Genomic DNA, 19,615 nt, shown 5'->3' with positions numbered 1-19,615 from the left:
AACGAGCGCCGCAACTTTTACGCCCGTCAATGGCAGCTTTGTCCGTTTCCGGCAGCCAAAGGGAAGTTCCAGCGCTGGCGGCTAGCGACACTAGACAAACGAGCAACCGTCGCCATTGTGATCGGTGCTCCAGAGGTGGCGATGGAAAGTCATTACATGACCTCGCGATCCACTCCAGGCGTTCTCGACCGTGAGTCCACTCGTCTTTTGACGATGTGCGCCACCAGATTGTGCGCCTCCTCGGCAACGGCCGGTATGGTGCCTGATTTCCGCGTTAGCGCAAAATCGAGGCCGGCGAAGTAGAGCCCGGGAATGGTGCCGACACCATCCTCGTGCATGGGTTGGCCAGCCTCATCCAGGGCACCGGGAACCTTCACCCATGAGAAGTCGCCCGAGAAACCGGTGCACCAGATTATCGAGGAGATGCCACTCGCGGCCAGGTCGATCGAGCGGATCGGCGGATCAGCCAGAATCGGCGCAACCGTTTCGGCAGGATCATCGTCGGCCGGCGGCGCATCGAGGCCGGCGCGCTCGATATACTCGTCGATTACACGCTTCGCGTCCGCCGAGGCCTCGTCTGCGAAGCGCATGTGCTCGCCGATCTCGTCGCCGAAGATGAGGCTGCCGTTCTCCACGCCCCGGAAGCGGCCGAGCAGCACCACCCCTTGCGCGCTCAGCGATTGCAGGCTGATCGTGTGGATCGCCCCGAGCAGCGGGCGCGGCGGCAGCCTGCCGTTTGGCATGATCATCTCCCGGCGCGGGACGTCGGCAAAGCCGGATACAGTGAGCCAGTTGAACGAGTCGCCGCCGCGATAGCGGCGTACCAGGCGGCCAGTGCGGCTCGTCGCCAGAAACACCCGACATCCGGCATGCACCAAGTCCTCGGCTATCTGGCCGCCCGACTGGCCACTCCCGACCACCAGCACGGCGCCGTCAGCGAACTCGTCCGGCTTGCGATAGGCAGAGGAATCGACCTGGCGAACTGCCGTCGGCAAGTCGGACGACCAGGGCGGCCGGACCTGACGGCTCTGGTTGCCGGTTGCAATCACGATCGTGCGAGCCAGAAGCGTCTCGCGATCAGTCGTGACTCGGTAGGCTCCGTCCTCTCGATTCAGCCGCTCAACGGGCACTCCAGTGCGGACCGGCAAGCGGTGCCGGTCAACATAGCCTTCCAGATAGCCGACGAATTCATGGTGGGTTATCGCACCCCAAGGGTCCGGCCCGTCGTAGGAATCGCCGGGCAGCGTGGTGCGTATGTTCGTCGAGTTCAGCCGGAAGGAATCCCAGCGCTGCGTCCGCCACGTCTCTCCGATACGGCCTCGCTCGAGAACATGGTGCGCGCAGCCGCGTTGTTGCAGGAAATAGCTGACGCCAAGCCCGGCCGAGCCCGCGCCTATGACGACCGCATCAACAATCCCTCTCATGCGTTCCCCCGCCAAGATAGTGATGCTACAAATCCGGCAGCATACTGCAAAGAGCTAGTTCCGGGAATTCCAAGGGACGGAAGCCACGCCGGAGGGCAAGTGCCTCCGAAACCTCTGTCGACAGTATCGACCGCCAATTTCTAGTGACTGGTTCGTCAGCCCAACGGCTGAAACCGGTCACTAACGAGCGCGGTGCAAATGGCTGATCTTGGCGCTACGCCTGCGGCATCCAGGAATCCGGCTGTCACGCCCAGCGGCGCCACAATCGCCAGTTTCGCGGGGTTGGTGGGAATACGATGAAACGACCGATATAGCAGCCAGCTTCCAATAACGCCGCTCGCGTCCAGGCCGTTGCTGAGCCGCCAGAACGCTATAGTTAAGACAACAATGGCCTCGCCGCTCGCCACGGCTTTGATCCGCATCAACGCCAACCGCAGGGGAGGCTCGATTGCTCTGACAGCACGCGCGTCAACGTCCAATTGCCTGAAGCGTTAACATTTGGCGTGGGAAACGGGCACGAAGATGGTTCCTACGACCGATGACAGGAGATCGCGCGAGGGCGACCTGATCGCCGTTGTGCGCGAGTTCGTGCACGAGCTTCAGCCGCAACGTGCAAATGCGATCGATATCTCGCCGTCAAGCCGGATCGAAAGGGATCTCGGCATCGACAGCCTTGGTCGGACGGAGCTGATTCTGCGGATTGAGCGCGCGTTCCGGGTGCGGCTGCCTACTCAAATAGTTGGCGAGGCGGACACAATCGGCGATCTGATCAATGCTCTCGAACACGCCGGCGCCCGACCAGGCTCGGCCCGCACGGTGCAGCCGACCATTGCCCTTCCTCCCGTTCCGGCTGCCACCGAGGCCGGGACGCTCGTCGAGGTCCTCGACTGGCACGTCGCGCAGCATCCTGATCGCCTGCACCTGACGGTCCTGCAGGACGACACAACCGCGCTGGGGGCAATGACCTATGCAGAACTGGCGGAATCAGCTCGTACCGTCGCGGCCGGATTGATCCGCCGCAATGTCGAGCCGGGCGATCGTGTCGCTTTGATGCTGCCCACGAGTCTCGATTTCTTCTCCGCATTCTTCGGCATTCTCTACGCCGGAGCCGTGCCGGTGCCGATCTATCCGCCGATGCGGCTGTCGCAGATCGAGGACCATCTGCGTCGCCAGGCCGGCATCTTGAGCAATGCCGGCGCCCGCATACTCGTCACGATGCAGGAAGGAATTGGTCCTGCAGCGCTGCTGCGCGGCCAGGTCGAATCCCTGGACAGCGTCGAGAACGTCGCAAGTCTCAGCACCGAGCCCGCTGCCACACAGCTGCCGCCGGTCACGGACGATCACTCGACCGCGCTGATACAATACACGTCAGGCAGCACCGGAGATCCGAAAGGCGTCGTGCTGAGCCACGCCAACCTGCTTGCCAATGTTCGGGCCATGGGCGCGGTGATGGAGGCGAGCTCGGCTGACATCTTTGTCAGCTGGCTGCCGCTCTATCACGACATGGGCCTGATCGGCGCTTGGTTGGGATGCCTTCATTTTGGCGCGCCGCTCTATGCGATGTCGCCATTGAGCTTTCTCGTGCGCCCGGAGAGCTGGCTCTGGGCCATGCACCGTTTTCGCGCCACCTTGTCCGCTTCCCCGAACTTCGGATTTGAGTTCTGTCTGAACAAGACAGACGACGCCGATCTCGAAGGACTTGATCTAAGCTCGCTCCGCATGGTCGCAAACGGGGCGGAGCCGGTCAGTGTTCAGACGCTGCGTCGGTTCATTGAAAGATTTGAGCATCATGGCTTCAAGCCGGGAGCCATGGCGCCGGTCTACGGCCTGGCTGAGAACACGGTGGGGCTGGCCTTTCCCCCGCCGGGCCGCTCGCCGATCATCGATCGCGTGGATCGTACTGCGCTGACCGGCCGTGGCGCGGCCGTGCCCGCCGGCCCCGACAATCCGAAGCCGCTTGAAATCGTCGCCTGCGGACATCCTCTGCCAGGTCATGAAGTCCGCATCGTCGATGGCGCCGGCTACGAGCTTGGTGAACGCCAGGAAGGCCGGCTCGAATTCCGCGGCCCGTCGGCGACCTCCGGCTATTTCGAGAACGACGCCAAGACACGCGAGCTGTTCCGCGATGGCTGGCTCGACAGCGGAGACAGGGCATACGTGGCGAGCGGTGATGTCTACATTACCGGCCGGGTAAAGGACATCATCATCCGCGCTGGGCGTCACATCTATCCGCAAGAGATCGAAGAGGCCGTCGCGGGCATCCCCGGCGTGCGCAAGGGAGGCGTCGTCGTGTTCGGCGCCACCGATCAATCCACGGGAACGGAGCGTGTAGTCGTCGTGGCGGAAACGCGCGAGACCGACGAACCCGCCCGCGCGGAGTTGCAAAAGCGCGCTCATGAGGTCGCAATGGATATCGCCGGGACACCTCCCGACGATATGGTCCTCGCGCCGCCGCGAGCCGTGCCGAAGACATCCAGCGGGAAGATTCGCCGCAGCGCGGCCAAGGAGCTTTACGAGAGCGGGACAATTGGAGCGCCGCAACGCTCTCTCTGGTGGCAAGTCTTGCGGCTGTCGTTTGCGGGAGCAGGCCCGCAACTGAAGCGGCTGCGCCGGCTTCTCGCCGACGTTCTCTACGCCGGATGGTGGTGGATCGTCGTGGCCTGCAGCTTCTTCTTGGCATGGCTGGCGGTGATGCTTCTGCCGCGACTCGGCTGGCGCTGGGCCGCGGCGAGGACGATCGCCCGTGCCGCGCTCGCCCTTGCCGGCGTGACCATCACGGCGAGCGGCATCGAGCACATTCCCCGCCGCAACGCGATACTCGCATTCAACCATTCGAGCTATATGGACGCCTTGGTGTTGGCTGCGGTTCTGCCAGGAGAACCAGCTTTCGTGGCCAAGAAGGAGCTGGCGGGGCAGGTCTTTGCCGGCCCCTTCCTGCGCCGGTTAGGCACACTGTTCGTCGAGCGCTATGACGTCACAGGCAGCCTTTCCGACGCCGAATCCCTGACCAAGATCGCCCGGCAAGACCGCATTCTCGTGTTCTTTCCCGAAGGCACGTTCACGCGCAGACCAGGTCTCTCTGCCTTCTATCTTGGAGCTTTCAAGGTCGCGGTGGATGCCAACCTGCCGGTACTGCCCGGCATTATCCGTGGAACGCGATCCATGCTGCGCGGTGACCAATGGTTTCCACGATGGACGCCGGTCACAATCGAGATCGGCGCTCCCATTGTGCCGTCTGGAACTGATTTTGCATCGGTATTGCGCCTCCGCGACGCAGTACGCGAAGCGATCTTGGCGCGCTGTGGCGAGCCGGACCTCGGCGAGATGGTAAAGCCGACACGGCCCAAGGCCGGGGCCTGACGGCATCACGGTCGCAAAGGTATCCTCAACAGGCGCTGGCTAGACGCTGCGCGTGATGTGGTCGGCGAGAAGCAGCAGGACGCCAAAACGGAACTCATCGCGGCGCGCACCATTGTCGCGCTCCGATCGAGAGGACTACGAGCGGTTAAGCTGTGGATGCCGGTCGATTTTCGCGGCCGTCGAGGTCTTGGAAAGATTGCGGCTGCTTCCAGCCGCCAGCGACAAAATTGCAAACGGTAAAGTTCGACCCCTTCTCTGCCCTTCCTTCTGAGCAGCCATACGGCAATCCGTGACCCTGAACTGACCTTCGTCGATCTATTTCGCTGCCCGATAGTCGACATTCACCGCAACCAGCGCTCGTGACCCGTTGCCGCGCTGCGACCACAGACTTAGGCGATGAACGGCTCAATTTGAGACCAACTGGCCATTCCGGCGCAGATTTCAAATATCCTTGACCAGCCGCAACGTGTCATAAATCGCCGCATGGGTATTGCGCGCTGTGATCGGCTGCGGGCTCCAGGCAATCAGCTGGTCGTACGACGCCTCGCCGAGATTCCGCGAGGTGGGCTTCAGTTCGAAATACAGATCATCGAGGGGATCGTGCCATGATGACGACGATCTGGTCCACAACCCTCTGCGTTCGAACACCGCCATAGTCGCTGCCGACAATGGCGAGCAGATGGTTGCCGCTCTTCTCGACCTCATGGCCGGTATTCGGCTCGAGCAGCTTGCGCACAGCTCAGCACGAATCGGGTCGTCCGCCCCTGCCGAACGCGGCGGCGGAAGTTAGTAAGTCCTATACGCCGGGGATTGCCTCGACAGGCCTGACCAATCCGGATCGGATGCTCGTTAGCGCATATGCGACCTGCGGCGACAGTGATGAAAGTCCGAAGCGAGGCCGAAATCGACTATCTGACGGGTTTGTCTGGATCGGGCCCGGCATTCCCGGCACTGCTGGCGGCTATGATGCGCGCCGCCATTTTGCACGGCATTCTCCCAGTCATTGCGGGCCGCGCCGTCACCTCCGTCCTGGTCGGAACTGGCTTCATTTTCGAGCGCAGGGGAGAAGACCGTCCGAAACGGTTGAGACCTTCCATCGACCGAGCCCGCCGGTGAGCACTGATGTCCCGCCGGCGCCAGTGCCACAAAGGCGACTAGCGTCTATCCGTGCCTTAAATCCTCCAGCAAATGCCTGCCTCAGGTTAAGCGTCCGCGTTGCATGATCGGGGTACGCCGTGGGCGGCACGGTAGACACGGGAGAAATGTCCCAAATTCGCAAAGCCGCAAGCAAGCGCCACCTGAGCAATCGCGCATTCGGTCTGCAGGAGCAGATGACGCGCCCGTTCCAGGCGCATCTCCATCAAATATTTCTTGGGCGAGGTGTTGAGGTAGCTACCGAACAGGCGCTCTATCTGGCGGGTTGATATGCCGAGTTCCTCCGCTACTGCCGATGGCGAAATCGGGTCTTCGATCCTATTGCGCATGATCTCGATCGCCTTTGCGAGATGCTTGTTGCGTACGCCGTTGCGGGACTGAATAGAGACGCGCTGAGCCGCGGTGGCGTTGCGCACAGCGTTATAGACCATCTGATCAGCGACTGCGACCGACAGGTCATAGCCGTGGTCAAGCTCGATCAGGTGCAACATAAGATCGGCAGTAGCGGTGCCGCCGGACGCAGTGATGAATTTTTCATCCGCTACGAAAACGTTGCGCACCAGGTTCACATCGGGGAACTCCTCCATGAAACCGTCGTGGTACTCCCAATGAATGGCTGCCTGCAGGCCATCGAGAAACCCCGCCTTTGCCAGGATATAAGCGCCGGAACACAGTGCTCCGATCCTGATCCCGTGAGCCCGTTCGCGGCGCAGTGCGGCCAGCAGGCTGCGTGTGTCCTGGCGTTGCATGTTGATACCGGACAGGACGAACAGCCGATCGCTGGGAGGCAGTTTATCGAAGCGACAGTGGACCAAGGTGACAGCGCCGTTCGAACTGGTGGCCGTCTCACCGTTGACCGAAGCGAAGGACCAGCGGTAAAGCTCCTTGCCGCTGATCAGGTTTGCGATACGCAGCGGTTCTACGGCGCAGGAAAACGCCAGGTGGGTGAATTCCTCGACCAGAGCAAAGACAAAATGTTGCGAGCCCGTCATTTTGCAGGCCTCTCCGAGATGATGCGCTGCGCGGCATATCTCCGCGCAGCGCCTTGGTCGCGCTATTTCGCCGCAGCGCGGGCGGCTTCCAACCAACCGTCGTATTCGGCACGGTGGGCTTCGATCCAGCTATCGACATGCCGGTCGATATCCGCCGATTTGTCTTCACCATCGGCGATCTGCTTGTTCTCGGCCGAAACGTCCTTGATGTCGACCTTGGCGACCTCGAACAGCTTCGCGGCAGCGGGGTTCGCCTTGAGGAAATCGTTGCGGGCGACGATCCGCAGGTTGTCCACGGCAAAGCCCAGGTTCTTACCGCCGAACTCAGTGTTCCCCTTGCCGCCATCCGGAAGGGTGGTGTAGGGCACGCTCAACCATTCGACGTCCTTGCCGGGAACCAGAGCGCCAGATACCAAGTAGGGCGTCCAGGTATAGTAGAGAACCGGATTGCCGTTCTTTTGGCGGGCGATCGTGTCGGCGATGATCGCGTTGTATTCACCCTGGTTGTGAGTGATGGTTTCGCGCAAGCCAAACTCGGTCAGTTGGTGCTCGATCACGCGTTCGCACCCCCAGCCCGGAACGCATCCAGCGAGATCGGCCTTTCCGTCGCCATTTTCGTCGAATTTCGCGGCAACAGTAGGATCCTTCAGATCGCCAAGGTTCTTGATGCCGGAATCGTAGCTTGTCTTGTCGATGAGGTAGCCCTGGAGGGCGCCTTCAACGAGGGTGCCGACCTTGGTCATCACCTCTGTACCGCCGGATTCCTGGAAGAACGTATCGTGAAGCTGATCCCAGCTGTTGGTGAAGAAATCTGCATCGCCAGTGCCGACGGCCAGATGTGCAGTCTGCGCTATAACCTCCTGAGGCGGGGCTACGGTATAGCCGAGGTCTTCGAGCGCCCGGAAAACGATCCGCGCCTGGAACATTTCCTCGATAGTTGGCTGTATCACGGGGCGGGCAGTGACCCCATCGCCCGGCTTTTCCTGTGCCAGAAGCGGGGACGTAGCGAGCGACAACGCGAGCGCTGCCGTAGTTGCGAAAAGTCTCATGTTGCTTCTCCGTGTTGAACTTGCGAGCGGTTGGTTTCTTGGCGGGTCCGTTGAAGCAGGCGCAGGACGAGCCCGACCGGTCCCGACTGCCACCAATGGCGGTGTCCGCGTTCCCGCCCCGAGCGGCCAAGCCCTTGAGTGATGCGGTCGAGAACGATGGCGAGTATGACAATGCCGAGTCCGCCGACGATGGCCTTGCCCGCGTCGAGCCGTCCCATGGCGCGCAGCACCTCGTTTCCGAGCCCCTGAACCGCGATCATGGACGCTATGACCACCATGGACAGCGACAGCATGATCGTCTGGTTGAGCCCGGCGAAGATCGTCGGTGTCGCCAGCGGCAGTTCGACCTTGAACATGATCTGGCCAGGCGACGCACCGAAAGCGCGCGCGGCCTCGACAACACTGGGGTTCACCCCGCGGATGCCAAGCGAGGTAAGGCGCACAAGCGGTGCCAGGGCGAAAATGATTGTCACGATCACGCCTGAGACATTTCCAATGCCGACAAGCATCACGACCGGAACGAGGTAGACGAAGGCGGGGATCGTTTGCATTGTGTCAAGGATAGGTCTGATCGCAGCTTCAAAGCGATCGCTCTTGCCTGCGAGGATCCCCAGGGGCAGGCCTATAATCACGCAGAGGATGACTGCCGAGATCACAATGGCGAGTGTTGTCATCGCAAGGGACCAGGCCGTCGGATCGAGCAAGCCCAGCGCTGTGAGACATGCGGCAACCAGGATCGCCACCCGTCCTCCGGCAAGCTGCCACGCGATCAACGCCAAAAGCACAAGCATGATCGTCGGCGGCACAGCATGCAACGCAGCGTCGATCTGGCCGATCATCTGGCCAAAGAAGTTCTTGATCGGCTGGATTGCTTCGCGGTACGCGATCGCCCATTGCTTGATGCCGTCGGAACGGGCGTCGATGTTGAGGTCTATCGAAGCGAAAGGATTGAGCCAGTCGAAAGTTTCGTTGTCCGCCATCACTGCGCCCCCATTGTCGCGGGCGCTACGTCCTCACGCCCTTGAATGCCGCGCAGAAGCGCCTTCTTGGTCACGACCCCGACGCTTGCGCCCTCGGCCTTCACAAGGATCGGATGGTCAGTGCCGATGGCGAGATCAACCAGCGTGTTGAGCTTGTCTTCCGGCTTCGCCACCGGCCATTGGCCAGGATCAGTCTGCCCGTTGGCCTGGCAGTACTGAGCGAAAGGCTGCATGATGCGTGCAGCCGTGACGAGATCCAGTTTGGAGATGCCGGCCACGAAATCCGCAACATAGTCGTCGGCAGGCTGGGTCACGATCTCTTCCGGCGTGCCAATCTGCACCAGAACGCCGTCCTTCATGATCGCGATGCGGTCGCCGATGCGAATGGCTTCGTCGAGATCATGGGTGATAAAGACGGTGGTCTTGTGAAGCTCGGCCGAAAGCTCCATGAAAGTCGTCTGCAACTGTCGCCGGATCAGCGGATCGAGCGCGGAAAACGGCTCATCCATGAGCAGGATCGTCGGATCGGCGGCGATAGCGCGCGCGAGGCCCACACGCTGCTGCATGCCGCCGGAGAGCTCATCCGGGTATTTCTGCTCCCAGCCGGTGAGGTCCACCGCGGCGATGGCGCGGTTGGCAACCTTCACCCGCTGTGCTTCGCGAACCCCGCGCACTTCAAGTGAGAATACGACATTGTCGCGCACCGTCCGATGCGGCATTAGCGCCATACTCTGGAAGACCATGCCGATCTTTTCGGCCCGCAACGCGCGCAGTTCCTTCTGCGACATCGCGTTGACGTTCTGGTCCTCGATGAACACCGAGCCGGCCGTCGGCTCGATCAGGCGGTTGATATGCCGGATCAGGGTCGATTTGCCCGAGCCCGATAGCCCCATGATGCAAAAGATTTCACCGCGAGCGACGCTGAAAGACGCGTCGCGCACGCCCACGATGCAGTTGTAGCGATCGCGGATTTCGTCTTTCGACAAACCCCGGCTGCGCACCGCGTCCATCGCCTGCTGCGACTGCGCGCCAAAGATCTTCCAGATGCCGTCGCAGCGGATCACGACTTCTCGGCTATTCCCGGTCAAATGGCTGCCTCCCTTTTCCGGTTGAGGCTTTTCCCCTGAGCGATCAAAATCACAAAACTGCGCTGTAGACAACATGTATTTTTTCGGACTACAACATGCCTGCAGCGGACTCTCTGTAAAATCGCAGAGAAACCGGATATCGCGTGATCCGTTTCGGACGAGACAGGGGCGCGGGAGGAGACTTGCAGTGAGCGACGATACCAGGAGCAAAAAAGCGATCTGCCTGGAGGACCTGCAGCGGCGGATCCTCACCCAGGAACTCGATCCTGGCAGTTACCTCGACGAGTCCAAGATCTCCGAAGCCTACCAGATCTCCCGTCCCCCCCTGCGCGAGGTTCTGCGCCAGCTCGCGGGCGACGGCTATGTCGTGCTTCACGAGAACCGCGGTGCGCAGGTCGCGCCGATGACGCACAAGACGCTCAGGAATTTCTTTGTCGCCGCCCCGATGATCTATTCGGCCGTGACGCGATTGGCGGCCGAACACGCGAAGCCTAGCCAGATCATGCGGCTCAAGGATACGCAGCTTCTCTTCCGCGCCGCGATCCGCGAGGGCGATACGGCCCAGCGCGCTCTGATGAACGAGCGCTTCCACGCTATCATCGGGGACATGGCGGACAACGAGTATCTGACGCCAAGCCTGCGCCGCCTGCTGATCGACCACACCCGGATCGGCATGACCTTTTACAATTCGCGCAAAGTGGCGCTGGCTGAGCAGCGCGCGGTCGCCGCCGACCAGCATGACCAGTTCATCGCTCTGATCGAGGCGGGCGACGCCGACGCGGCCGCCGAGCTGGCCGTCGCGCATTGGGAACTGTCGCGCGCCGAGATCGAGAGTTTTGTCACGCCCACAAGTATCCATGTTCCGCTTGGCCGCGCGCCGGGCGCCCAGGACAAGAGAGGAGCCTCATGAAGTTCGAAGGCATCTACACGCCCGTCATCACGCCGCATCGTGAGGACGGCACCATCGACCGCGACGCCTTCGCCGTGATGATCGAGTACCTGATCGCTTCCGGTGTTCACGGCATCATCAACGGTGGCTCCACCGGCGAATATTACGCCCAGTCAATGGACGAGCGGATGGAAATGGCGAAGCTCGCAAAGGAGGTGATTGCGGGGCGCGTGCCGCTGATCGTCGGCACCGTCGCGATCCGCCTGGCGGATTCGATCACGATGGCCGAGACCGCGGCCAAGATCGGGGCCGATGCCATTTTGGTGGGCTCGCCGCCCTATTCGGTCCCGACAGAGCGCGAGAACGCCCTCAATGCGCTCGCGATAGACCGGGCTGCAGACCTGCCAATCATGCTCTACAACTATCCCGGCAGGATGGGCATCAACATGGGCGAGGAGTTTCTCGACCGCATCGGCCGCAGCCGCAATTTCTGCGCCATCAAGGAAAGCTCGGGCGACATTAGCCGCGTCCACCTGCTGGCGCGTGACTATCCCCACATCCAGATGTCCTGCGGCATGGACGATCAGGCGCTGGAATTCTTCGCCTGGGGCGCGCGGAGCTGGGTCTGCGGCGGCTCGAATTTCCTGCCGGCCGAACACATCGCATTGTGGAAGGCCTGCGCGGTCGAAGGCAACTTCGCAAAGGGGCGCCGAATCATGTCGGGGCTGATGCCGCTCATGCGCGTCCTCGAACAGGGCGGAAAGTTCATCCAGTGCATCAAGCACGGTTGCGAGATGGATGGTTTGCGCGCCGGGCCGCCGCGTCCGCCGCTGAAGGCTCTGAACAAGGACGACAAGCGGCAGCTGGAACAGGTTGTGCGTGTCCTGAAACGAGCTGTCGCCGCCATTGATGCCGAAACCACGTTAAAACTGAGGGCTGCCGAATGACCGATCTTCTGACGACCGAAGAGTACAAGGCCGTTGCCGCCGGGCTGAACTTGCCGACGCAGGCCTTTATCGACGGCAGCTTCCGCCCGGCAAGGTCGGGCAAAACCTTCAACACGATCAACCCGGCGACCGGCGAGGTGCTCGCCAAAGTGGCGGCCTGCGACGCCGCGGACGTGGACTATGCCGTCGCGAAGGCGCGTGACGCATTCGAGGACGGCCGCTGGTCTCGCTTGCACCCGCGCGAGCGCAAGGAGGTGCTGATCCGACTTGCCAAGCTTATCAAGCGCAATGCGCGCGAACTGGCGGTCATGGAAAGCCTCGATAGCGGCAAGACGATCTATGATTGCGAGACGGTCGACGTGCCGGAGACGATCAACTGCCTGACCTGGCATGCCGAGTTGATCGACAAGATCTACGATCAGGTGTCCCCGACTTCGGACAACCACATCGCCATGATCTTGCGGGAACCCGTTGGTGTCGTCGGCCTCGTCCTGCCGTGGAACTTTCCACTCCTGATGCTTGCCTGGAAGATCGGACCGGCCCTTGCCTCCGGCTGCTCGGTCATCGTGAAGCCGGCCGAGGAGACCTCGCTCACCGCGTTGCGCGTCGGCGAACTGGCGATGGAGGCCGGCGTGCCGGCGGGCATATTCAACGTCCTACCTGGCAGCGGGCCGGATGTCGGTGAGCCCCTCGGACGTCACATGGACGTGGACATGATTTCCTTCACCGGTTCCACCGAGACGGGCCGGCTTTTCCTGCGCTACGCTTCGGAATCGAACTTGAAGGAAGTTACGCTCGAGATGGGAGGCAAGAATCCGGCAGTGGTTCTCGATGACGCGGAAAATCTGGACCGCGTGGCGGCGCACATCGTCAATGGCGCCTTCTGGAACATGGGTGAAAACTGCTCGGCATCGTCGCGGCTGATCGTGCAGAAGGGCATCAAGGATGACCTTCTGAAACGTATCGTCGCCCATACCCGCGAATGGCCGGTCGGCGATCCGCTCGACCCCGTGAACCGCATCGGAGCCCTGGTCTCGAAGACCCATTTCGACAAGGTCTGCTTCTATCTCGGTAAAGTGCCGAAGGTGCTTCTTGGCGGCAAGGCGGAAAATGGGTTCGTGGAGCCCACAATCCTCGATATTTCCGACCGCGATGCCCCGCAGGTCCGTGAAGAGATCTTCGGCCCGGTTCTGTCGGTCCTGACGGTGGACAATTTCGACGAGGCGATCGCGCTCGCGAACGACACGCAATACGGGCTCGCCGCCTCGATTTTCACCTCGAATGCAAAGCGGGCGATTCGTGGCGCGCGGGCGATCCGGGCCGGCACGGTCACCGTCAACAGCTTCGGAGAGGGCGATATCTCAACCCCCTTCGGCGGCTTCAAGGCCAGCGGCTTTGGCGGCCGCGACAACGGCATCCAGGCGCACGATCAATACACGCAAATCAAGACGATCTGGGTCGACCTTTCCGACGACGCCGACGAGGCCGTTGCTTGACCACCAGAACCGCGCGCCGGTTGCCGGTCCACAGAGGGCCGGCCGCATGGAGCGCCATCCTGCCGGGGCAGGAGGCGCCTGACGTGCTTGGCACGACGCTGACCGCCGATTTCGCGGTGGTCGGTGCAGGGTTCGCAGGGCTGTCCGCAGCCCGACGGCTGAAGCAGCTCCATCCGGGTGCCCGGGTCGTCGTGCTGGAGGCCGGGAGGCTCGCCGAGGGCGCGTCCGGCCGCAACTCCGGGTTCATGATCGACCTGCCGCACGATATTTCGTCGGACGATTATGCCGGGCAGGCAGTGGAGAGTGACCGAGCGATGATCGCGCTCAACCGCGCCGCGATCGACTTCGCGCGTCAGGCTGTCGAAGACTACCGGATCGATCCAGCCTTCTTCGATCCCTGCGGCAAGGTGAATGGCGCGGCGAGCGCGGCGGCCGACGCCAACAACCGGACCTATGCCGACCATCTCACACAGATCGGCGAACCGAGCGAAGCGCTCGACGCCGATGCCATGCACGAACTCACTGGCAGCCGTCACTATTTATCGGGCCTCTACACGCCGGGAACCGTGATGATCCAGCCCGCCGGCTACATCCGCGGGCTCGGCGCGGGACTTCGTCGCGACCGCGTCGAAGTGTACGAGAACTCACCTGTAACCCAGATCGCACGGACCGGCTCCGAATGGGTGTTGGCGACCCATGGTGGGCGCGTAACGGCGGGAACGGCTATCCTCGCCAACAATGGTCACCTGGAAAGCTTCGGCTTCGCGAAGCGCAGGCTGATGCACATCTTCCTCTACGCCTCAATGACGGTCGATCTCGATGACGATGCGCTGGCGAAGCTCGGCGGGCGGCCGCGGTGGGGCGTCACGCCCTCGGACCCGATGGGTACCACAGTGCGGCGGATCGATGCCGCCCAGGGTGGCAACCGGATTATCACGAGAACCTGTGCGAGCTTCCGCCCTGATATGGAGGTGAGCGCAGCGGACGTTGAACGCGCCGCAGCCGTGCATCGCCGGAAGTTCGACGATCGTTTCCCGGCGCTAAAGGACGTGCGTATGGAATACAGTTGGGCAGGCCACCTCTGTCTGAGCCGTAACGGCGTCTCGGTCATGCGCGAGTTGGAGCCCGGCCTCATCGCCGCCTGTGTCGACAACGGGCTAGGCACCACGAGGAGCACACTGGCGGGTATCGCGGCGGCGGAACTCGCAAGCGGAGAATCCAGCGCGATCTCCCGCCATTTCTGCGCGGAAGAGGCCCCCCTGAAACTCCCGCCTCCGCCAATCGCGGAGATCGGCGCGAACGCCTATCTGCGCTTCAGGGAATGGCAAGCATCCAGGGAATGAGGATGTGGATCAGGGCAGGCTGAGCTTGGCCATACGCCCGCCGTCGATGGTCCAGACCTGTCCGGTGACAAATCCGGCTTCCTCTGCGGCAAGCCAAGCCACCAATGCCGCAACCTCTTCCGCCTTGCCGGTGCGGCCGACAGGATGAATGCGCCCGATGTCGCGGCGGAAAGCCATGGGATCGGGCATGCTCTCGATGAAATCTTCGTTGAGATCCGTGTCGATCCAGCCCGGGGCGACAGCGTTGCAGCGGATACCCTCCGGCCCGTGGTCCACCGCCACGGCGCGCGTCAGTCCATGTAAGCCTGCTTTCGACGCGCAATAGGCGGCATGTCCGGGATTCGCGCCCAGCCCCTCGATCGAGCCGATATTGACGATAGCGCCGCGTGTTTTCCGCAAATGAGGCAGAGCAAATTTGATCAAAAGGAACGGAACGGTGAGGTTCACCGTCAAGGTTTGCGCCCAGTCCTCAGCAGTCATGTCCTCGATCCGCGCTTCGCGCATCATGCCGCAATTGTTGATCAGCACGTCGAGTTGCCCCGCACGATCGATGACCTCGCTCATCACGCGTGCGGGACTGGACGGATCGGTGAAGTCGGCGGCGATTGCGTCGAATTCGTCATCCTTGCCGCGTTGGGCTGTGAAGAGCCGGGCGCCTTCGCTCCTCAGGCGTCTTGCAATCGCCTGCCCGATCCCGCTGCGACCGCCGGTCACAAGTGCAACCTTGCCCTCGAAGCGACTCATGACACCGCTTTCCCGCCATTGACCTCGATCAGGGCGCCGCATATGTAGCGCGCCGCGTCCGAAGCGAGGAATAGGATCACGTCGGCTATGTCTTCCGGCTCCGCTATCCGGCCCAGCGGCACCGTCTTGCCCAGTTCCGCCACCGCGCTGTCGGGGTCGAAGCCGCGCCTGGCGAAGCCGGAGCGCAGCATCGGCGTGTTCACCTCGTTCGGGCAGACCGCATTGATGCGGATGCCCTGGTGAGCGTGATCCCGCCCCATGCACTGCGTCAGCGATGCAATGGCGGCCTTGGCCATGCAGTAGACCGCGTGGTTCGGGCCGGGACGCAAGCCCCAGCAGGATGCAATGTTGACGATGGCGCCACCACCCGCTTCGGCCATTATGGGAATGGCGGCGCGGCAGATCCGGAAAGGAGCCTCGACATTCACCCCCACTGACAACGACCAATCCGCGTCGGAGGTATCGGTCACCTGTCCGCGGGTGATGACGCCTGCGTTGTTGACCACGATATCGAGTCCGCCAAGAGCCCCGGCCGCAACGAGCGGCAGGGTATCGGCATAACCCGCATCCAAAAGATCGCCGGGCAGGTGCGCCTCGGCCTCAATGCCGGTCACATCGCGATCGGCCACCGCCACCCTCGCTCCAGCCGCGCGCAATCGCGTAACGATAGACGCGCCGATGCCGCCGGCCGCTCCGGTGACCAGCGCCTTCTGCCCCGAGAAATCCATCATCGCCCCACTGTTCAGAATGAGCCGATGGGGCTGCCGAACAGGCTCTCGTCTGGGCTGATGCCAAGACCCGGTCCCTGCGGTCGCCTGATATGGCCGCCTTCGATGCGGATTCCGTTCTCGGAATCGAAATGACGTTCGATATAGGGGGCGGCCAGCCAGACGCCTTCGAGCAGATGCGGGGCGACAGTCGCACCGATATGGGTGCAGGCCGCGGCGATGATATCACCGCCCCATGCATCGTCGCAGGTATGCGGCAGATTCCGCGCAGCACACATGTCGCGGAAAGCCCGCATCGGGTGCAGACCACCGATCCGGGTGACTTTCATTCCGAAGCCGTCGATCAATCCGGTGCCGGCGGCAGTGATCGCCGTGTTCAGGCTGGTGCCGTTCTCATCCATGTAGATGGCGTGATTGATCTGTGGGCGGATCTTCTGCAGATCCTCGATCGTGTTGCAGGGCTGCTCCATGATGAAGGGAACTTCGGGACATTCCCGGCTGACCCGCAGGGCGTCACGGGTGGTCCAGCCTCGGTTGCCGTCAACCGCGAGACGCACGCCCGACCCACGAATCACCTCCCAGACCTTGCGGATAGTCTCGATGTCTATCTCGACCGGGCGCCCGCCGACCTTGACCTGCAGACGGGGATATCCCTCCCGGTTTTTTTCCGCCGCGATCCGGGCGATCTCATTCGGAGAGCCGACACCGGTGGCGTAGTAAGACGGCACACGGTCTGTCAGCGCTCCGCCCAGAAGATCGGAGACGCTCACACCTAGCTTCTTGCCCAGCAGGTCATGGGCGGCGATGTCGAAGGCAGCCTTGGCGTAGTTGTGGCCGTTGAGCAGGCTGTCCATGCGTCGGTGCAATGGCACCGGCAGGATCTCGGCGCCGATGAGGCCTGGCGCCATCGCGGCGAGCGCCGCCGAGGCTCCGGCGACGTGAGATTCCGCATAGGTCGGGCCAACCGGGCAGGTCTCTCCCCAGCCAAAAAGGCCGTCGTCGGTCACCAGCTTGACCAGGGTCGTGGTCAACGACCAGACTTCGGCATTGGCCATCGTATAGGGACCGTTCTTGACGGGCAGGTCGTGGCGGTGGATGTGGATTTCGGAAATCTTCATTCAGAGACTCCAGGCTTGTACGGGAGCGCCGAGCGCCTCGCGGTTGACGTCAATACCCAACCCCGGCGCATCTGGCGGCAGAACACGACCGTCGCGCGTGACAGGATCGAACCGTGCTGTTTCCAGCGTGACCATGTCACGGGAATTGAGGATGCAGCGCAGCAGGCGCGGTGGCACCGTCGCTCCCAGATGAACGATCGCGGCATAGGCGATATCCGATCCGACGGTGTCCTGGACGCTCATCGTAAGGCCGGCAGCACGACAGAGGTCACGCTGCCGGCGCGAAGGCGTGAGACCGCCTGCCTTGGTTATCTTGAGTCCGATGCCATCGGCCGCATCAAGCGCAATCAATCGCGCGAGATTCTCGTCCTCCATGACAAGCTCATCCAGAATGATCGGCACGGTGCAGTGACGCCGCAGTGACAGAGTTTCGCGCCATGTCGCGCAGGGCGCCTCAAGCACGAAGTCGAGCCCGTCGGGAAGAAGCCTGAGCATACGCATCGCAGTTTCCGGCACCATCCCGCCATTGGCATCGGCGATAAAGTATTCGCCGGGCTGCCTGTCGGCGAGACAGGCTCGGATCCGGTCAGCATCAAGGATGGGGCCGCCTTCGTGGTCGAGCGCCCCGATCTTGATAGAGTGGCCGAGATAGCCGCGCGACCGATGCTCCGCGACCCGCTCCCGCATCGCTTCCGGCGTGCCGGCATAGATCGACGAGATCATGGCCATCGGAACGCCGGTCGAGCCGCCCAGAAGCTCGCAGACCGGGCGGTTCATCGATTTTCCGAACAGATCCCAGCATGCAACATCAATCGCGGCTTTGGCGTGGTTGTGGCCGACAAGCACCTCATCCATCGCGTCATAGATCCGGTCGGTCTGACGCGGATCGCGCCCGAGAAGCTGCGGAGCGATTTCCTCGACGCCGGCGCGCGCGCCGCGTGCATGGGCTGCGATGTAGGTGCTGCCGAACGGCGTGCTTTCGCCCCAGCCCTCGGTTCCGTCGTCCGCCTCAACCCGGACGATTACGGCATCGAAGCCGCGGTATTCGCGCCCCCCGGACAGCTGATAGACGCCGCCAGAGTAGGGCAGGGTGACTTCGTATAGCTCAATCGTCGCGATCTTCATCCAAAAGTCTCCTGAGACGGAAGTAAGACCAGCTTCCCGACATGGGTCTTGGCAAGAAAATCCTTTTGAGCCGCGACGATATCCTTCAGGGGAAATGTTTTCGCCACGACGGGCCGGATGACGCCGGCCTCGATGTAAGAAACAAGGTTCTCGAACACGGCATCGTCCTGGAAGGTGCATCCGAACAGCGTCAGATCCTTCAGGTAGAGTGTCCTCAGGTCGATCTCGGCGATGGGGCCAGCGATTGCTCCCGCGACCGCATAGCGGCCTCCGCGGCGAAGAATGTCCATGAGAGGTGGCCAGCCCGGACCACCAACAATATCGAGAACGACATCGACAGCGCCGTGGCCGAGCTCCTGCAGAAGATCGACATTCCGGTCGATCACCCGCTCCGCTCCTAAGGCGAGGATCTCCTGAGCCTTGGCTGCCGAGGCGATCGCGATGACTTTGGCGCCCCTCCGACGGGCGAGCTGGACCGCTGCCGATCCGACGCCTCCCGATGCTCCCGTGATGACCACGGTCTCTTCGCCGACCCCGGCACGGTGCAGCATGTTCTCGGCGGTCGAGTACGCGCAAGGAATTGAGGCGAGCTCGGCATCCGACCAGTCGCACCGGACCGCGTAGGTCTCACGCGAAGGTGCGACCGCGAACTGCGCGAATCCGCCGTCGCATTCGGAGCCGAACGTCCAGCACTCGTAGGGCCGGTAATCGACGTAGGAGCGCAGCATGTTGCGCACGAGCACGCGCTCGCCGATCCGCAAGTCGTCTACGTCGTCGCCGACCGCAACGATGCGGCCGCACACGTCCGCTCCCTGTATCCGCGGGAAGACCAGGGGCGTTCCAGACCAGCTTGCATCGCCGCCTTCGGCGGTGGCAAACCCCTCCGCACCTCCCGTATTCGTTCCGGCTGCCACGCTCTTGGAATACCAGGCTGTGCGGGTGTTGATGTCGGTGTTGTTGACGCCGGCCGCCGCGACCCGGATCAGGACCTCGCCGCGGTGCGGTGCCGGGACGGGCACGTCAGTGCGATATTCGAGCTTCTCGAACCCGCCATGACCGGTAAGAAGTACCGCCTCCATCTCCATCCTCTTCTCCTCGCCTCATATCAAGTGCGACGTCCGCTGGACCGCCGCCGCTTGCCGTGTCTCGACTGTCGCTTGTGAAAGACATGCCGTCT

General features: G+C 62.4%; 16 protein-coding genes and 2 pseudogenes. 6 read left to right on the top strand and 12 right to left on the bottom strand.

Going from position 1 to position 19,615, the window contains the following annotated elements:
* Nucleotides 1-152: 152 nt before the first annotated feature.
* Both AC0L3N_RS25935 and AC0L3N_RS25930 read right to left on the bottom strand, forming a co-directional pair.
* Nucleotides 153-1,424, bottom strand: a complete 1,272-nt coding sequence (locus AC0L3N_RS25935; RefSeq protein WP_473550285.1) for a flavin-containing monooxygenase — start codon at nucleotides 1,422-1,424, stop codon at nucleotides 153-155.
* A gap of 218 nt (nucleotides 1,425-1,642) precedes the next feature.
* Nucleotides 1,643-1,756, bottom strand: a pseudogene (locus tag AC0L3N_RS25930) (sulfite exporter TauE/SafE family protein); the annotation flags it as partial.
* Nucleotides 1,757-1,946: 190 nt separating this feature from the next.
* Between AC0L3N_RS25930 and AC0L3N_RS25925 the strand changes: the two are divergent.
* The gene (locus AC0L3N_RS25925) at nucleotides 1,947-4,784 is read left to right on the top strand and encodes an AMP-binding protein (RefSeq protein ID WP_473550284.1); all 2,838 of its coding nucleotides are present in this window, start codon (nucleotides 1,947-1,949) and stop codon (nucleotides 4,782-4,784) included.
* 441 nt (nucleotides 4,785-5,225) lie between these two features.
* On the opposite strand, the pseudogene AC0L3N_RS25920 reads toward AC0L3N_RS25925, so the two are convergent.
* A pseudogene (locus AC0L3N_RS25920) lies at nucleotides 5,226-5,484 on the bottom strand (N-methylproline demethylase); the annotation flags it as partial.
* A gap of 179 nt (nucleotides 5,485-5,663) precedes the next feature.
* Here AC0L3N_RS25920 and AC0L3N_RS25915 point away from each other — a divergent pair.
* Nucleotides 5,664-5,900: a pyrroline-5-carboxylate reductase dimerization domain-containing protein gene (locus AC0L3N_RS25915; RefSeq protein ID WP_473550283.1), complete on the top strand. Its 237-nt coding sequence runs from the start codon at nucleotides 5,664-5,666 to the stop codon at nucleotides 5,898-5,900.
* Nucleotides 5,901-5,986: 86 nt separating this feature from the next.
* On the opposite strand, the gene AC0L3N_RS25910 is transcribed toward AC0L3N_RS25915, so the two are convergent.
* The 4 genes from AC0L3N_RS25910 to AC0L3N_RS25895 all read right to left on the bottom strand — a co-directional run bounded on the left by AC0L3N_RS25910 (nucleotide 5,987) and on the right by AC0L3N_RS25895 (nucleotide 10,048).
* Nucleotides 5,987-6,931 (bottom strand): GlxA family transcriptional regulator, encoded by a 945-nt coding sequence (locus tag AC0L3N_RS25910; RefSeq protein WP_473550281.1) that lies wholly within the window; start codon nucleotides 6,929-6,931, stop codon nucleotides 5,987-5,989.
* 62 nt (nucleotides 6,932-6,993) lie between these two features.
* Nucleotides 6,994-7,980, bottom strand: coding sequence for a glycine betaine/L-proline ABC transporter substrate-binding protein ProX (proX, locus tag AC0L3N_RS25905; RefSeq protein WP_473550279.1), 987 nt, complete (start codon nucleotides 7,978-7,980; stop codon nucleotides 6,994-6,996).
* A complete protein-coding gene (locus tag AC0L3N_RS25900; protein WP_473550277.1) occupies nucleotides 7,977-8,960 on the bottom strand; it encodes an ABC transporter permease in 984 nt (327 codons plus the stop codon). The genes proX and AC0L3N_RS25900 overlap by 4 nt, the downstream gene beginning before the upstream one ends.
* Nucleotides 8,960-10,048 (bottom strand): quaternary amine ABC transporter ATP-binding protein, encoded by a 1,089-nt coding sequence (locus tag AC0L3N_RS25895; RefSeq protein WP_473550276.1) that lies wholly within the window; start codon nucleotides 10,046-10,048, stop codon nucleotides 8,960-8,962. Before AC0L3N_RS25895 ends, AC0L3N_RS25900 begins: the two co-directional genes overlap by 1 nt.
* 187 nt (nucleotides 10,049-10,235) lie before the next feature.
* Between AC0L3N_RS25895 and AC0L3N_RS25890 the strand changes: the two genes are divergently transcribed.
* Genes AC0L3N_RS25890 through AC0L3N_RS25875 form a run of 4 tightly spaced genes read left to right on the top strand, consistent with a single transcriptional unit; the run spans nucleotide 10,236 to nucleotide 14,723 of the window.
* The gene (locus AC0L3N_RS25890) at nucleotides 10,236-10,958 is read left to right on the top strand and encodes a GntR family transcriptional regulator (RefSeq protein ID WP_473550275.1); all 723 of its coding nucleotides are present in this window, start codon (nucleotides 10,236-10,238) and stop codon (nucleotides 10,956-10,958) included.
* Nucleotides 10,955-11,884, top strand: a complete 930-nt coding sequence (locus AC0L3N_RS25885) for a dihydrodipicolinate synthase family protein (protein ID WP_473550274.1) — start codon at nucleotides 10,955-10,957, stop codon at nucleotides 11,882-11,884. The genes AC0L3N_RS25890 and AC0L3N_RS25885 overlap by 4 nt, the downstream gene beginning before the upstream one ends.
* The gene (locus tag AC0L3N_RS25880; protein ID WP_473550272.1) at nucleotides 11,881-13,380 is read left to right on the top strand and encodes an aldehyde dehydrogenase; all 1,500 of its coding nucleotides are present in this window, start codon (nucleotides 11,881-11,883) and stop codon (nucleotides 13,378-13,380) included. Before AC0L3N_RS25885 ends, AC0L3N_RS25880 begins: the two co-directional genes overlap by 4 nt.
* Nucleotides 13,377-14,723, top strand: a complete 1,347-nt coding sequence (locus AC0L3N_RS25875; RefSeq protein WP_473550271.1) for an NAD(P)/FAD-dependent oxidoreductase — start codon at nucleotides 13,377-13,379, stop codon at nucleotides 14,721-14,723. The genes AC0L3N_RS25880 and AC0L3N_RS25875 overlap by 4 nt, the downstream gene beginning before the upstream one ends.
* A gap of 9 nt (nucleotides 14,724-14,732) precedes the next feature.
* On the opposite strand, the gene AC0L3N_RS25870 is transcribed toward AC0L3N_RS25875, so the two are convergent.
* Genes AC0L3N_RS25870 through AC0L3N_RS25850 form a run of 5 tightly spaced genes read right to left on the bottom strand, consistent with a single transcriptional unit; the run spans nucleotide 14,733 to nucleotide 19,517 of the window.
* On the bottom strand, nucleotides 14,733-15,467 hold the full coding sequence (locus tag AC0L3N_RS25870) for an SDR family NAD(P)-dependent oxidoreductase (RefSeq protein WP_473550270.1): 735 nt from the start codon (nucleotides 15,465-15,467) through the stop codon (nucleotides 14,733-14,735).
* Entirely contained in the window at nucleotides 15,464-16,198 is a 735-nt protein-coding gene (locus AC0L3N_RS25865; protein WP_473550268.1) for an SDR family NAD(P)-dependent oxidoreductase, read from the bottom strand. Before AC0L3N_RS25865 ends, AC0L3N_RS25870 begins: the two co-directional genes overlap by 4 nt.
* Nucleotides 16,199-16,209: 11 nt before the next feature.
* Nucleotides 16,210-17,313: a mandelate racemase/muconate lactonizing enzyme family protein gene (locus AC0L3N_RS25860; RefSeq protein WP_473550267.1), complete on the bottom strand. Its 1,104-nt coding sequence runs from the start codon at nucleotides 17,311-17,313 to the stop codon at nucleotides 16,210-16,212.
* Complete coding sequence (locus AC0L3N_RS25855; protein WP_473550265.1) at nucleotides 17,314-18,438, bottom strand: mandelate racemase/muconate lactonizing enzyme family protein; 1,125 nt, start codon at nucleotides 18,436-18,438, stop codon at nucleotides 17,314-17,316. It abuts the gene before it with no gap.
* A complete protein-coding gene (locus AC0L3N_RS25850) occupies nucleotides 18,435-19,517 on the bottom strand; it encodes an alcohol dehydrogenase family protein (RefSeq protein ID WP_473550343.1) in 1,083 nt (360 codons plus the stop codon). Before AC0L3N_RS25850 ends, AC0L3N_RS25855 begins: the two co-directional genes overlap by 4 nt.
* Between the last annotated feature and the right edge of the window lie 98 nt (nucleotides 19,518-19,615).

Source organism: Mesorhizobium sp. WSM4807 (assembly GCF_055811615.1).
Note: the sequence above shows the minus strand (reverse complement) of the source record. Positions and strands in the feature narration are given on the sequence as shown.